This window comes from Acinetobacter sp. RF15B (genome assembly GCF_007558235.1).
In the GTDB taxonomy this organism is placed as follows: domain Bacteria; phylum Pseudomonadota; class Gammaproteobacteria; order Pseudomonadales; family Moraxellaceae; genus Acinetobacter; species Acinetobacter lwoffii_C.
The window spans coordinates 182,357-197,414 of record NZ_VLSR01000002.1; the positions used below are offsets into that span (position 1 = coordinate 182,357).

General features: G+C 43.6%; 9 protein-coding genes, 1 tRNA gene and 2 pseudogenes. 10 read left to right on the forward strand and 2 right to left on the reverse strand.

Features of this window, described 5'->3' with window-relative positions; translation table 11 throughout:
• Window positions 1-6 precede the first annotated feature (6 nt).
• Entirely contained in the window at window positions 7-1,029 is a 1,023-nt protein-coding gene (epmB, locus tag E2K74_RS02210; RefSeq protein ID WP_151206104.1) for an EF-P beta-lysylation protein EpmB, read from the reverse strand.
• Window positions 1,030-1,401: 372 nt separating this feature from the next.
• Between epmB and efp the strand changes: the two genes are divergently transcribed.
• The 9 genes and pseudogenes from efp (at window position 1,402) to E2K74_RS02255 (ending at window position 13,688) form a co-directional block, all read left to right on the forward strand.
• On the forward strand, window positions 1,402-1,971 hold the full coding sequence (gene efp, locus E2K74_RS02215) for an elongation factor P (RefSeq protein WP_151204865.1): 570 nt from the start codon (window positions 1,402-1,404) through the stop codon (window positions 1,969-1,971).
• Window positions 1,972-2,143: 172 nt separating this feature from the next.
• A complete protein-coding gene (locus E2K74_RS02220; RefSeq protein ID WP_151206105.1) occupies window positions 2,144-4,243 on the forward strand; it encodes a carbon starvation CstA family protein in 2,100 nt (699 codons plus the stop codon).
• 11 nt (window positions 4,244-4,254) lie between these two features.
• Window positions 4,255-4,560, forward strand: coding sequence for a YbdD/YjiX family protein (locus E2K74_RS02225; protein WP_171480640.1), 306 nt, complete (start codon window positions 4,255-4,257; stop codon window positions 4,558-4,560).
• Between the two features lie 368 nt (window positions 4,561-4,928).
• Window positions 4,929-5,878, forward strand: a pseudogene (locus E2K74_RS02230) (AAA family ATPase).
• A gap of 12 nt (window positions 5,879-5,890) precedes the next feature.
• Complete coding sequence (locus E2K74_RS02235; protein WP_151206106.1) at window positions 5,891-6,796, forward strand: DUF58 domain-containing protein; 906 nt, start codon at window positions 5,891-5,893, stop codon at window positions 6,794-6,796.
• 17 nt (window positions 6,797-6,813) lie between these two features.
• Window positions 6,814-8,808 (forward strand): transglutaminaseTgpA domain-containing protein, encoded by a 1,995-nt coding sequence (locus E2K74_RS02240; protein WP_151206149.1) that lies wholly within the window; start codon window positions 6,814-6,816, stop codon window positions 8,806-8,808.
• Between the two features lie 46 nt (window positions 8,809-8,854).
• Window positions 8,855-8,931 (forward strand) — tRNA-Val (locus E2K74_RS02245).
• Between the two features lie 1,217 nt (window positions 8,932-10,148).
• On the forward strand, window positions 10,149-12,386 hold the full coding sequence (locus E2K74_RS02250; RefSeq protein ID WP_151206107.1) for an NADP-dependent isocitrate dehydrogenase: 2,238 nt from the start codon (window positions 10,149-10,151) through the stop codon (window positions 12,384-12,386).
• A gap of 267 nt (window positions 12,387-12,653) precedes the next feature.
• A pseudogene (locus E2K74_RS02255) lies at window positions 12,654-13,688 on the forward strand (metallophosphoesterase).
• 47 nt (window positions 13,689-13,735) lie between these two features.
• On the opposite strand, the gene E2K74_RS02260 reads toward E2K74_RS02255, so the two are convergent.
• Entirely contained in the window at window positions 13,736-14,158 is a 423-nt protein-coding gene (locus E2K74_RS02260) for an OsmC family protein (protein ID WP_151206108.1), read from the reverse strand.
• Between the two features lie 146 nt (window positions 14,159-14,304).
• Between E2K74_RS02260 and crp the strand changes: the two genes are divergently transcribed.
• Window positions 14,305-15,012 carry a cAMP-activated global transcriptional regulator CRP gene (gene crp, locus E2K74_RS02265; protein ID WP_151204456.1) on the forward strand — a complete coding sequence of 236 codons (708 nt, stop codon included), beginning with the start codon at window positions 14,305-14,307 and terminating at the stop codon, window positions 15,010-15,012.
• Window positions 15,013-15,058: the final 46 nt, after the last annotated feature.

A 15,058-nucleotide genomic window follows, 5' to 3' on the forward strand; every position in this document is an offset into this window, starting at 1 on the left:
TATTATTTAACTCGAAAATGTTGAATCCCCAAAAAGCGGTGTCTTATTTTTTTCACCCGCTATTTCTCTCACCAGTTTAGGAACCAAATACCCCGGTAGGCTCGCTAAAACTTCAGTGTAAATTTCATGAATACATTCAGGTGATAAATCAAAATGCTGCGCACCTTTTACTTTATCAAGTACATGTAAATAATAAGGCATTACGCCGGCATCGAATAAGCGATAGCTTAAGTCAATCAAAACCTGGGCGGAATCATTGACTCCTTTTAATAATACGGCCTGATTGAGTACGGTGATATGTTGCTGAACCAGTTGATTTAACTGCGTACAGGTTGAATCATCCAACTCCGATGCATGGTTTGAGTGTACCACTAGAATAATTCGTAGCCTACTGTTTTTCAACATGGTCAGTAGCTCTTCATCGATCCGATTTGGGATCACAATAGGAACTCGTGAATGTATTCTTAAGAATTTGAGATGTGGTACAGATTCTAGACGCTCAATCCATAATTTTAATTTTCGGTTTGACAGTGTTAAGGGATCACCACCGCTCAAAATAACTTCATTAATTTCTGGCTGGCTTTCCAGATACTGCCTGATATTGATCCAATCTTCATGTTTAGGCAGGTTTTCCTGATAAGGAAAATGCCGGCGGAAACAGTAACGGCAATGTACTGCACAGGCACCTGTCAAGGTCAGCAGGAATCGGGAGCTATATTTATGCAGTACACCTGGCTGCTGATTCGCCTGTTCTTCACCCAACGGGTCTGTTACAAAGCCGGGATGCTCTTCCAGTTCCAGATGATGAGGCAATACTTGCAGTAACAGCGGGTCTAGAGGATCTCCAACCTGCATCCGTTCTACAAAAGCACGAGGTACGCGCAATTTAAACTGCTTGGACGCCAGCAGAGCGCCGGATAAAAGTTGCTCAGGGGAGAGTTTTAAAATTTCGAGAAGTTCATGCGGGTCGGTAATCAGGTCACTGAGTTGTGACTGCCAATTATGTTCTTGGTATAAATACTGTGTCATGCCGGAAGATTAAAAGAACTGAAAATTAAATGAAGCCAGCAGTTTAGCAGTTTGTCGATCAATGAGAATAAAAGCCGGCTGCAAAATTTTTAAAAATCCCTGTAATTTGCTATGGTAGGAGAAACTCGGTGCTTTTCTGCTTTGTGAGCCTCAGCAAGTACACAGCTTTGTGATAGCTGCTGTTAAGTTAAGCAGAGTCAGCCAGTTAAATCAGATTTTTTCGTTGCGGCAAAGTGTATTGCTCATTTAGAATACGCAGCATTAAATGAATGTGCATGTGGCAAACCATGTTCTTGTCAGACTTGCTAAATGACATTGCAACAGCCCATAGCATCAATAGATTAAAGTTAGTAAGTTTGGAGTGAGCCAATCATGGCCTATTATTCTACGAACGATTTCAAGTCTGGCCTTAAGGTTATGCTTGATGGTAACCCATGTGCAATCATGGAAAACGAATACGTTAAACCAGGTAAGGGCCAGGCGTTCAACCGCGTTAAACTACGTAATCTTCGCAGTGGTAAAGTTTTAGAAAAAACATTTAAATCTGGTGATTCACTAGAAGCTGCGGATATCGTAGAAGTAGAAATGGAATACTTGTACAACGACGGTGAAATGTGGAACTTCATGGATCCAGTATCATTTGAACAGATCGCTGCTGATAAAACAGCAATGGGTGATGCTGCCAAGTGGCTAAAAGACGATTCAAATGAAAAATGTACCATTATGTTATGGAATGGCGTGCCGCTTACCGTCAGCCCTCCTAACTTTGTGGTATTAAAAATTGTTGAAACTGATCCAGGTGTACGTGGTGATACCTCTGGCGGTGGTGGTAAGCCTGCGAAACTGGAAACAGGTGCTGTGGTACGTGTTCCATTGTTTGTTCAGCAGGAAGAAAACGTTCGTGTAGACACCCGTACTGGTGACTATTTAGAGCGTGTATAATGGTTTAAAAATAGACTATTATCAAAGGGGTGATGAAAATCATCCCTTTTTTTATGCCAAAGTCTTAGAGGAAATTAGAAAAAAATTGCCTAAAGTCGCAAAGGAAAAAACAGCAGTACCTCGAATAACACAATTATGCTGATTTGTATGCATCACAAATATGAGGGATTAAATGGAAACTTTACAGCAGAAGTCGACGCTGACTTCAAAAATCATCTGGCTTTTAGTAGCCATCGTCGGGGCAGTCTCCTTTGGAGTTCTAGCACTGAGTCGTGGTGAGCATGTCAATGCAGTCTGGCTGGTTCTGGCCGCAGCTTGTGTGTATAGCATTGCTTACCGTTTTTATAGTTTATTTATTGCCAATAAGGTTTTTGAACTGAACGAGCGCCGTCTGACACCTGCGCATCGCTTGGTCGATGGTCTGGACTATGTGCCTACCAATAAGAGTGTCTTGTTTGGCCACCATTTTGCAGCAATTGCCGGGGCTGGCCCACTGGTTGGACCAATCCTTGCTGCACAGATGGGCTATTTACCGGGAACTATCTGGTTGCTGGTTGGTGTAGTGTTGGCCGGTGCGGTACAGGATTTCTTAGTCCTGTTTATTTCTACACGTCGAGATGGCCGCTCACTGGGTGAAATGGCGAAACAGGAACTCGGTACTTTTGCCGGGATTGTGGTCATGCTGGGTGCGCTGGGCGTGATGATTATCATTCTGGCGGTACTTGCACTGGTGGTGGTCAAAGCACTGACCAACAGTCCATGGGGGGTCTTCAGTATTGCCGCCACCATTCCGATTGCGATTTTTATGGGGATTTATATGCGCTTTATCCGTCCGGGTAAAATTGCAGAAGTTTCCATGATTGGTTTCGTATTGATGATGCTGGGCATCATTTATGGTGAAAACATCGCACAGCATCCGTATTGGGGGCCCTTCTTTACGCTGTCGGGGACTGAACTGACCTGGGCTTTGATCATTTATGGTTTTATCGCTTCGGTATTGCCAGTGTGGTTGTTACTTGCACCACGTGATTATTTATCTACTTTCCTGAAAATTGGAGTGATTGCGGGTCTGGCTGTAGGTATTATTTTTGCAATGCCAGAAATGAAATTACCGGCCGTAACTCAGTTTATTGACGGAACAGGTCCGGTCTTTGCGGGATCTATCTTCCCATTCCTGTTCATTACGATTGCCTGTGGTGCCATTTCCGGCTTCCACGCCCTGGTTTCTTCGGGAACCACGCCTAAACTGGTCAACAATGAACGCGATATCCGGATGATCGGTTATGGCGGTATGTTAATGGAGTCCTTTGTGGCGATCATGGCACTGATCTGTGCGGCAGTGCTGGATCCGGGGGTATATTTTGCCATTAACTCGCCGGCGGCATTGCTGGGTACTACGGCAGAAAGTGCGGCAGAAGCGGTGCGTAATCTTGGCTTTGTTGTTACCCCTGAGGCCCTCACTATACTGGCTCAGGAAGTCGGTGAGAGCTCGATCCTGTCGCGTACCGGGGGGGCACCAACTTTTGCCATTGGTATGGCGCATATCATTACTGAAATCTTCAATAGCCGTGAAATGATGGCCTTCTGGTATCACTTTGCCATCCTGTTTGAAGCACTTTTCATTCTGACTGCCGTTGATGCTGGTACGCGTGCCTGCCGTTTCATGGTTCAGGATACAGTCGGAATCGTGATTCCTGCGGTAAAAAAATCGCATAATTTTTTTGGTAACCTGCTTGGTACAGCTGTGGCTGTTGCCGGTTGGGGCTTCTTTGTCTATCAGGGCGTAGTCGATCCATTGGGCGGAATTAACAGCTTATGGCCGCTATTCGGTATTGGTAACCAGATTCTGGCTGCAATGGCACTCATTCTAGGTACTGTCATCCTGTTCAAAATGAAGAAAGAAAAATATGTATGGGTCACTATTGTTCCCACCATTTTCCTATTTATTACTTCGATGACTGCGGGCTGGCAGAAGATTTTCCATGACAATCCAAAAATCGGCTTTCTGGCGCAAGCAGAGCGCTTTAATACTGCTATTGCCAAGAACGAAATTCTGGCACCTGCCAAAACAATGGCTGAAATGCAGACAGTCGCAATGTCCAACCAGATCAATGCGGTATTGTGTGCCTTCTTCATGATTGTGGCTTTTGTCATGCTGTTTGCCGCAATTGGAGTTATCCGTCGTGCACTTGCAAGTCCTGTACCGACTGTCAACGAAGCAGAAGCGGTTTATCGCGATCCCGAAGACATTCAGCCTGTAAAAACACATTAAGAGGGGTATGACTGATGAATCTGAAGTTTGCCAAAGCGGGTAAAACAGTGATGTATAAAATTATCAAGATGACGGTGATGGCCCAGAAGGAGTTAATTCTGAACCCGAAAAACTGGTCACGGATTGCAACTTTGTGGCAGCGTTTGCAGCAGAGCTTCCGCCTGATGGTGGGCGTGCCAGATTACCAGACTTATCTGGCGCATATGCAGCAGCATCATCCTGATCTGGAGCCAATGGATCCTAAAACCTTTTACCGTCATTGTGTGGATTCTCGCTATCCATCCGCTGGCGGAGAGATGAAAAAATGTCCATGTTAGTCGGTTGAAAAATAAGCGCCTTTCGGGGCGCTTTTTTATGCAGGTGATTTAATGCTTAAACAAGATAAAAAATAGTCATTAATTTTGACATTTAAGCCCTTATATTTTCAGTTATTAGGTTATCTGGGTAAACCTTGGAAAGATGGTTTTTCAGTAAAACATAGAGCATTTTAAACAATTTTTTTGATTGGTTTATCGAAGAAAATGGTTTACAGAAGTCTATGGATTTATGGCGTGAGAGTTTAAAAAATTGTTATCTGACAGGTTAGTGATCTGGAAAGAAGAGCGGACATTTGGGGGAATATTAAAAAAGAGTGTATGTTACTCTTAAGCCATGTTTTATTAGGAAAAATATTGTGATCTGGGGCATGAAACAAAAAGAAAAATTAGATATTGCACACGTTAATGATGCGCTTGAGCAGAAGGTGGTCAGTTATGCACCCAAAATCCAGCAATTTTTTGAAGAAATTAATGCCATTATTTTAGATAAACAGGCAAAAACCCGATTGGCGCTGTGCTGCCTGATTGCAGGGGGGCACGTACTATTTGAAGATTTGCCTGGTCTGGGAAAAACCACTTTAGCAAGCAGTCTGGCGCATCTGACAGGGCTGCAATTTCAGCGTATCCAGTTTACTAATGACATGCTGGCCAGTGATGTGATTGGGATTAATATGTTTAATCAGAAAGAACATCAGTTTGAGTTTAAGCAGGGGCCTATTTTTACTCAGATTTTGCTGGCAGATGAAATTAACCGTTCCAGCCCTAAAACTCAAAGTGCCTTGCTTGAAGCCATGGAGGAAGGCTATGTCACTGTCGATGCTGTACGTTATGCCTTGCCGAAACCATTTTGGGTAATTGCCACCCAAAATCCACTTTTCCAGAGTGGCACCTATGCTTTGCCTGAATCGCAATTAGACCGCTTTTTAATGCGGTTGTCTTTGGGCTATCCATCCCGACATGCAGAGAAAATGCTACTACAGCAGGAATCACGTTTTGCCCTAATTGCCAGTCTGGCGCATGTCTTTACAGAATATGAAGTATTGGCATTACAACAGCTGACCCAGCAGATTTTTATCAGTGAGGCGGTACAGGAGTATATGCTAGATCTGGCAGAAGAAACCCGCAAAAACAGCATGGACTGTCTACCCGCGGCTTATTGGCGCTCAAGCGCGCAGCACAGGCCCATGCCTTGATCCAGCAGCGGACCTTTGTCACGCCTGATGATATACAGGCGGTATTTGTGGCGGTCGCCTCACATCGTCTGGGTTTAAGTGAAGCAGAGACTTTAAACCTAATGCAACAGGTTGCAGTGAGCTAAAGGAGTTTTCTTTTGGATAAAACCTGGCGAAACTGGCTCACCAAACGCTTTCAGTTTAGACAGCAAAAACAGTTTTCACAGCGCGATATTCTGGTCTTTATTTATCGGCAGGGTTATCTGTACCTGATTTTGATCCTGATTACTTTTATTGCTGGTGTGAACTATGCCAATAACCTGATTTTGGGATTCTGCTTTTTAATCAGCGCCATATTGTGTATCAGCTTTTATTTAACTTTTAAACAGTTACATGGCTTACAGATTGAACTGGTTGCAGATGAAGTGGGGCAGGTAGGGCATGATATGAATCTGCATTTTTATTTTCAGCAACAGCCACCACGACCACGTTATCTGTATATTCAGGCAGGTGAGCAATTACATAAGGTATATCTGGAGGAGTCCAGGCAGCACTGGATTCTCCCTTTTTATGCCGAACAACGTGGGAAATTTGACTATCCTCCAATTCGGATTTATTCAGTTTATCCTTTTGGGCTGGTGCGGGCCTGGACCTATTTATATCATCAGAATTTTGCCTGGGTTGCGCCTCAAGCCAAAGCTTTCAGTGCAGAACATCGTGCTTATCAAAACCGTTTTGAACCAGATATGGATGAGTTTCGCGAACTGCGTAACTATCAGTCTGGAGATTCTTTGCAAGCCGTCTCCTGGAAGCAGTTTGCGCGTGGACAGGGCTTATACGTCAAAGTCTTTGAGCAGTATCAGGATGAGCACAGTATTGAAATTCATTATGAGCATATGCCCAGTCAGTCGCATGAGGAAAAGCTGGAATTTGTCATGGGGCTGATTGAGCAGTGTGAGCAGCAGCAATGCGCCTATATGCTGCATTTACCGCAGGAAGTATTGCCCAAAGGTGCTGGCGATGAACAACTACGCAAAGCTAAGCAGCTTTTGGCACAGGCATAAGGGTACGGGCAATGGAGATAATCAATACAAAACTACGAGTATCGGTCGTGTTAAGTTTGGGATTCATCCTGTTGGCCCAGATCGCCTTTTTACCCGTTTTATTGAGTCTGATTTTTGCCATTAGTTTGATCTGTATCTGGATTTCACTAAAAAGACAGAGGGCCTTTTCTAAAAAATGGACCTTTTCCCTGACAGTCTTGGCATTAGCCAGCATTTATCTGGATTATCAGAGTTTTTTAGGTGTAGAGGCAGGCGTAGCGGTACTGACAACTTTTCTGTATGCCAAATCCCTGGAAACCCGAAACAGACGTGATCTGATTATTGTTTTTAATTTTGCACTATTTGTGGCTGCCAGTTCATTTTTATTTAGCCAGTCGTTTATGATGGCATTGGCCATTCTATTGTGTCTACTCAGCTGTCTAATTGGGTTGTACCGAATCCAGACCAGCGAGTTTGAGCAAGACCAAAGCTCCCAGCGCCAAGCTTTGCAGCAAGATGCCAAATATGTCGGTAAATTTATCGTCTATGCCATTCCATTTTTTCTGCTGCTTTTTATTTTTTTCCCGCGTTTGCCACCGCTCTGGCATATTCCTATTCCTGAAAATAAAGGCATAACCGGCATTAGTGACAGCATGTCGCCCGGTGATATTGCCGAACTGTCGCAGTCCAGTGCGTTAGCATTCCGGATCATCGGGGACATGAGCAAGTTGCCGCCGCGTTCAGAATTATATTGGCGAGCCTTGGTACTGGATGATTATGACGGCCAGCGCTGGACCAGCCATCCTGTGAATCAGCAGCCTTTAATTCAGCAGTCGCGGAACCTTGCTGCAATGAATCATCGCTGGGATTATCAGTATCTGGCAGCTGACCCTTCAGTGTTCTGGATCATGGGGCTGGAAAAATCCATCCCCTTGGAACACCGTTATTATAATCGTCAGGACTGGAGCATTGTTCCAAGACGCCTGACCCAGAGGGTAGAGCCGATTCATTTACAGTGGATAGACCAGCCAAATGCAGGCCAGGCGTTGGTACCCCACTATATGCAGCGTATCAATACCCAAATACAGTCCGGTTTAGATCCTGAGGCCCAGCGACTGGCTCAGCGCTTATATCAGCAAAGTGGTGCCGAGCCACGCCGTTATATACACAATGTGCTGAACTGGTATCAACAGAATGGTTTTGTCTATACCCTCAAGCCCGGCGTCATGGGAAAGAATCGGATTGATGAGTTTTTATTTAAATCCCGGCAAGGTTTTTGCGAGCACTATGCTTCCAGTTTTGTCATGCTGATGCGCTACGCAGGAATTCCGGCCAGAGTAGTGACAGGTTATCAGGGTGGGCAAGCCGCGCCGGATGGACGCAGCTGGGAGGTACGGCAACTGGATGCACATGCTTGGGCCGAAGTCTGGATAGATGACACATGGCAGCGTTTCGATCCCACTGCAATGGTCGCGCCACAACGCATTGATGACGGAATGCAAAATCTGATGACTGAGGATGAGCGAGTTCGGGCCAATTCATCCGGCTGGCCTACCCAGCATCATCTCTGGCTTACTACAATGCGGGTCTGGAGTGATTATGCGAGTTATCAATGGCAAAGCAAGGTGGTGGGTTATAATACAGAATCTCAGCAAAGCTGGATGTCTAAACTCGGTCTGAATTCGGTTTATGCCAGTATTATGCTTATGGTTGCTGGTATCGTCATTCTTGCTTTACTGTATGCGCTCAGCATTTATTGGAAACTTCGGCAGGCACAGTCACCTTTAGCACGCAGCATACAGCAGTTAAACCAATCTTTAAGCCAGCCTTTAAAGCAGCAGTCTGCTGAAACCTTTCGCCAGTGGATGTTGCGCTTGTCGAAACAGGCAGATGATACGGACCCGGCTTTATTTTCTGATGCCATTCAAATTTTTGAGAAACAGGCCTATTCAGGTCTGCAAGTAGACGCCCAAGAATTAAGCAGATTCAAGGATTTGCTTAAAACTTGTGCATCTGTTTTAAGAGCTAAATAAAAATGCTTGTCTTTGTCAGAAAAAATTTATAAGATGCGTGGCATATAGGCGTATAGCTCAGTTGGTTAGAGCGCTACGTTGACATCGTAGAGGTCTCCAGTTCGAGTCTGGATATGCCTACCATATTTACTGAGTAATCAGTTGCTTAAAACCCACCTTATCAGGTGGATTTTTTGTTTTGGGATATCTTTGGAGGAAATTAATAGTTGTCGAGTGTGGACAAACTCCCATGTTGAATCTGTTGATTCTCAAATGAAGACTCCTTTATTCAGGATAAAGCTCTTAAGTTGAAAGACACAAAATTATCTTCATCATTAAATGTGATATGTATTGTTGATTATTATCATTTATTCTTATTGAGTGTTTTGTCGAGCTTTAAAATTCATATTTATTTCCCAGCGTTTTATAGAAAGCTAAAAACTAACCATCTAACAAACAAATAAAACTTATTAAAAAAATATATTATTGATTTTGTTTGGTTTATTTTAAGTTTGCCATATGGTTTTTATAGAGTGAATTTACCAATAAGTAAAAAGTGTAAATATTCCGAATTTCCAACCTTAAAATATTCCTATAAATTTAAGATTTTATTGAGCATTTTAGCTTTAGCTATTTAAGTCAAATTATGAGAAAATAGGATGAGCAGCAGGGGGAAAGGCTTCCTGTTTTAGACTTAAAATGTCTAAGATAAGAAACACCAACTCTTATTCTATTGTTGGTTTACGCAATAGGACGATAAGCTGCTATTTCGTACGAAAAGCATATGAACTATATCAGGTTGTGCTGTGTCGTACAGATTTGGAAAAAATCCGATTTTAACGTCAGTGTAAGGGCTTCAGTTTTGCAACTGCTGTTAAGAGCAGCCAGACCATGCAACGCTATCTTTGATCTGATGGTACGGTTCGAGCATTTATCTCAATATGATGAAAGAAATAAGGTGATCCCATCAGATCTGTATCCTTATAGGCTGGCTTCATGAGCTAAAGCATCATTTCGTTTATTTATGGTGAGGGTATTCATTTCTCTACTGAGATGTCTATTCAGCCAAGTAAAATAGTTTTAAACCTATGTAAGTTTCATGGAAACTTAACCATGTATATCTATAAATAAAGCGTAAATATGCGCAAAGAAGGGATTACGTGAGGAAAAAGCTAGAAACGGAATGAAAAAAAGAGTCGTTAAGTACTATTTCGTTTCGAAATGTCATCATCACAGGATATTTCGTTGACTGGAATGCAATCAGGCCCGATACTCTCAGGGTTTATTTAAGCAAATCGGTTCGCAGGAACTGGGTCAAAAGCTCGGTTCTTAAAAACTCAATCTAACGCAAGGGGCTATATATGGCTGGTGGAAAGTCAACCATCATTTACACACTGACTGACGAGGCGCCATTGTTGGCGACTTATTCGCTGCTGCCGATCATTGAGACCTTTACGAAGCCGGCTGGTGTTAAAGTTGTTAAAACTGACATCTCTGTGGCTGCACGCGTGCTCGCTGAATTTTCAGACTACCTCAGTGAAGAACAAAAGGTAGCAGACAATCTTGCAGAGCTAGGTCGTCTTACCCAAGATCCAGATACGAATATTATCAAACTTCCGAACATCAGTGCTTCTGTGGCTCAGTTGATGTCTTGTATTAAAGAGCTTCAATCTAAGGGTTATGCAATTCCTGACTATCCGGAAAATCCTGTGACTGAAGAAGAAAAAGCAATCAAGGCGCGTTATAGTAAATGTCTGGGTTCTGCAGTAAACCCTGTATTACGTGAAGGTAACTCTGACCGTCGTGCACCAGCTGCAGTGAAAAACTATGCGAAAAAACACCCGCATTCAATGAATGAATGGAAACAGTGGTCACAAACTCACGTTTCTCACATGGATGAAGGTGATTTCTACCACGGTGAAAAGTCAATGACTTTGGATCGTGCGCGTAATGTGAAAATGGAATTGATCACCAAGTCGGGTGAAACCATTGTTCTGAAGCCAAAAGTTGCGCTGCAAGACGGTGAAATCATCGACTCCATGTTCATGAGCAAAAAAGCGCTTTGCGACTTCTATGAAAAAGAACTAGATGATTGTAAAGAAGCTGGCATTTTGTTCTCTTTACATGTTAAAGCAACCATGATGAAAGTTTCACACCCGATCGTATTCGGTCACTGTGTGAAAATTTACTACAAAGATGCTTTTGAAAAACACGGTAAATTGTTTGATGAGCTGGGTATCAACGTAAACAACGGTATGGCAGGTCTTTACGAGAAGATCGAAACTCTACCGACATCTTTACGTGAAGAAATCATCGAAGATTTACACGCTTGCCAAGAACACCGTCCAGCACTGGCAATGGTTGATTCTGCAAAAGGCATCACCAACTTCCACTCACCAAACGACGTGATTGTAGATGCTTCTATGCCTGCAATGATCCGTGGTGGCGGTAAAATGTGGGGTGCTGACGGCAAGCCTTATGACTGTAAAGCAGTTATGCCGGAATCGACTTTCGCGCGTATTTACCAGGAAATGATCAACTTCTGTAAGTGGAATGGTAACTTCGATCCACGTACGATGGGTACTGTACCTAACGTTGGTCTGATGGCGCAAAAAGCCGAAGAATACGGTTCACACGACAAGACTTTCGAAATTCCTGAAGCGGGTATTGCGAACATCACTGACCTGGAAACAGGTGAAGTGTTGATGTCTCAAAACGTGGAAGAAGGTGATATCTGGCGTATGTGCCAGGTGAAAGACGCACCGATCCGTGACTGGGTAAAACTGGCTGTAACGCGTGCACGTAACTCTGGCATGCCTGCAATCTTCTGGCTTGACCCGTACCGCCCGCATGAAAACGAACTGATCAAGAAAGTTCAGGAATACCTGAAAGATCACGACACTGAAGGCTTGGACATCCAGATTATGTCTCAGGTTCGTGCGATGCGTTATACACTTGAACGTGTTGCTCGCGGTCTGGATACGATTTCTGTAACCGGTAATATTCTGCGTGACTACCTGACTGACTTGTTCCCGATCATGGAATTGGGTACTTCAGCGAAAATGTTGTCTATCGTGCCGTTAATGGCAGGTGGCGGTATGTACGAAACAGGTGCGGGTGGTTCTGCACCTAAACACGTACAGCAACTGGTAGAAGAAAACCACTTACGTTGGGATTCTTTGGGCGAGTTCTTGGCGTTGGCTGTTTCTCTTGAAGAAATGGGTATTAAAGAGAATAACCCGCGTGCGAAACTGCTTGCAAAAACGCTAGATGCTGCAACTGGTAAATTGCTGGACAATGACAAGTCTCCATCACGTCGTACTGGCGAGCTGGACAACCGTGGCAGCCACTTCTACCTGGCTAAATTCTGGTCTGAAGAACTTGCTGCGCAAGATGAAGATACAGAATTGAAAGCGAAATTTGCTCCGATTGCTCAAGCTTTAGCTGAAAATGAAGAGAAGATTGTCGCTGAGTTGAACGAAGTTCAAGGTAAGCCTGCAGACATCGGTGGTTACTATGCGGTAGATCCGGCGAAAGTAAATGCCGTGATGCGCCCAAGTGAGACATTGAACCAGATCATTGGATCGCTACAAGCTTAGGTACAAGCTGTGCTGATCTTCGGGTCAGTCAAGTCAGATAAGAACCGGTGCTTAGGCGCCGGTTTTTTGTTTTTTATTTCTAAATTTTAATAAGATGAGTATTCAAGCTGTTAAAGAATAATTGAAAAATATCTTTTCAATACAACATGCTGTCAGCAAAAATCTGCCAAAAATTGATTTTAAAAATATTTTTACTTTGGCCATATTGATTTAAAAAACCTGCATTACACTGAACCTACCTGCTCTCATTTCATTGAGGATATTGTCATGAGTCATGCATTTATACAGCCAACTTTCACAGGCCCAGTTGATATTATAGGGGATATTCATGGAGAGATTGAGGCACTGGATCGTTTGCTACACGTGTTGGGCTATGATGAGGAGGGGAATCAAGCAGAACAGCGCAGGCTGATCTTTGTCGGAGATTTATGTGACCGTGGTCCGGATAGCGTGGCGGTACTCAAACGGGTTAAATGCTTGGTAGAAGCGGGTCGGGCACAATGCGTCTTGGGAAACCATGAAATTAATCTACTCACTGATACGTTTAGAGAGGGGAATGGCTGGTTCTTTGGCTCAGCGCATCAGGATGATTTTAAAGCTTTTGATTCAGTTCCAGCATCCGAAGGACATCGAAAATGGATTCTGGACTTTCTAAACAGCCTGCCTCTGGTTTTAGACGCGCCGCATTTAAGAGTGGTACATGCCTGTTGGGATCAACGCTCGGTTGATCAGTTGCGATCATCTTCTTTTTACTCACTGCGTCAGGCTTATGAGTATTTCCTGGAGCAAACTGCGCTTGAGCTACAGGCTCTGGGAATAAGTGAACAGATTCAGGCAGAACAGCAGCAATATCAGGGGCAATTAAAGGATCCCACCGCAACCATTCCCTTATTAAAATCTCTTGCAGAAAAAGAGTGGCGCGACCAGATGCAGAATCCGATCCGAACCTTGAGTTCAGGTGCGGAAAAAATTGCCCAGAAACCGGTTTATGCCGGCGGGCGCTGGCGCATGATCGACCGTCTGGCGTGGTGGGAAAACTATGCAGATAGAGTACCAGTCGTAATCGGGCATTACTGGCGTAACTTTAAAAGTGCTGAAGAAAAGTCTGGCCTGTTTAAAGATATTGATGCGGTGATGTGGTTCGGACAGCACAGTAATGTATTCTGTGTTGACTACTCAGTTGGTAAGCGTTATCACGACTGACAGCAGCAGGCTGAGTTCAGTCAACATCTGGGCGCTTTGAGATTGCCTGAACAACGTCTGATCTTTGAAAATGGCAGGCAGTATCAGACGCAGAAATAACATAAAAAAGCAGCCTGAAAGACTGCTTTTTTAGTGAAATCAAAAGATTACTCTACTTCAATGATTTCATAATCATGGGTAATTTCGACACCACCGTCAGACAGCATTTTGCTGGCAGAACAATATTTTTCCGCAGACAATTCTACTGCTTTGGCCACTTGCTTGTCTTTAATTCCTTTGCCACTAACCACAAAGTGTAAGTGAATTTTGGTAAATACAGCAGGAATCGTATCAGCACGTTCAGCTTTCAGTTCGCAGCATACATCGCTAATATCCTGACGTGCTTTCTTTAAAATCGTCACAATATCAAAAGAAGCACAACCACCTAAACCGGTTAAAATGAGTTCCATTGGACGCGGGCCACGGTTTTCACCGCCATATTCTGCTGAGCCATCCATGATGATACTATGTCCACTTTGGGTTTTTGCCTCAAAAGCAACATTCTCTAGCCAATGAACACTTGTTTGCATTGCAACTACCTAAAAAAAGCTATAAATTTGTAAAGTAACTGTACACTAACATAAATTGGGTTGATACGGAATTTCATCCCACTGTGTGATACGTTCACATTAGGTCTTGTGCGATCTATAAATTATCCATATTCGGAACCGTAAGCATGACTTCAAACTTTTCACAATTAAGCACAGACGCACTTTCTCCGGGGCAATTACCGGAATCTGTGAAGGCGTTATTAAAACGTGCATATATTAATCGTTATCCGAAACGTACCACGATCGTGGATGCAGGATCAGAATCTAAATCTTTGTATTTAATTCTGAAGGGGTCTGTATCTATCATTCTTCGAGAAGATGATGATCGTGAAATTGTCGTTGCATATTTAAATGCGGGTGACTTTTTTGGGGAAATGGGTTTATTTGAAGCAAATCCACAGCGTACCGCGGAAGTGTGTACTCGTGATGTCTGTGAAATTGCTGAAATTACCTATGACAACTTTCACGAAATTAGCAAGCAATATCCAGACCTGAGTTATGCCGTATTTGCCCAGCTGGTACGCCGTCTGAAAAATACCACACGCAAAGTGACTGATCTGGCATTTATTGATGTGTCTGGCCGTATTGCACGCTGTCTGATTGATCTGTCATCACAGCCTGAAGCAATGATTTTGCCGAATGGCCGTCAGATCCGTATTACCCGCCAGGAAATTGGCCGTATTGTCGGCTGCTCCCGTGAAATGGTCGGTCGTGTCCTGAAAAACCTGGAAGAGCAGGGCATGATTGAAACTGATGGTAAGGCCATTCTGATTTTTGATGCTTCCTTGGAAGAGCCGGAAATCGTGGACACGGACGAGCTTGAAGACGAATAATTCCAAAGCCAAAAAAAGCAAATCTCCGGATTTGCTTTTTTTTATT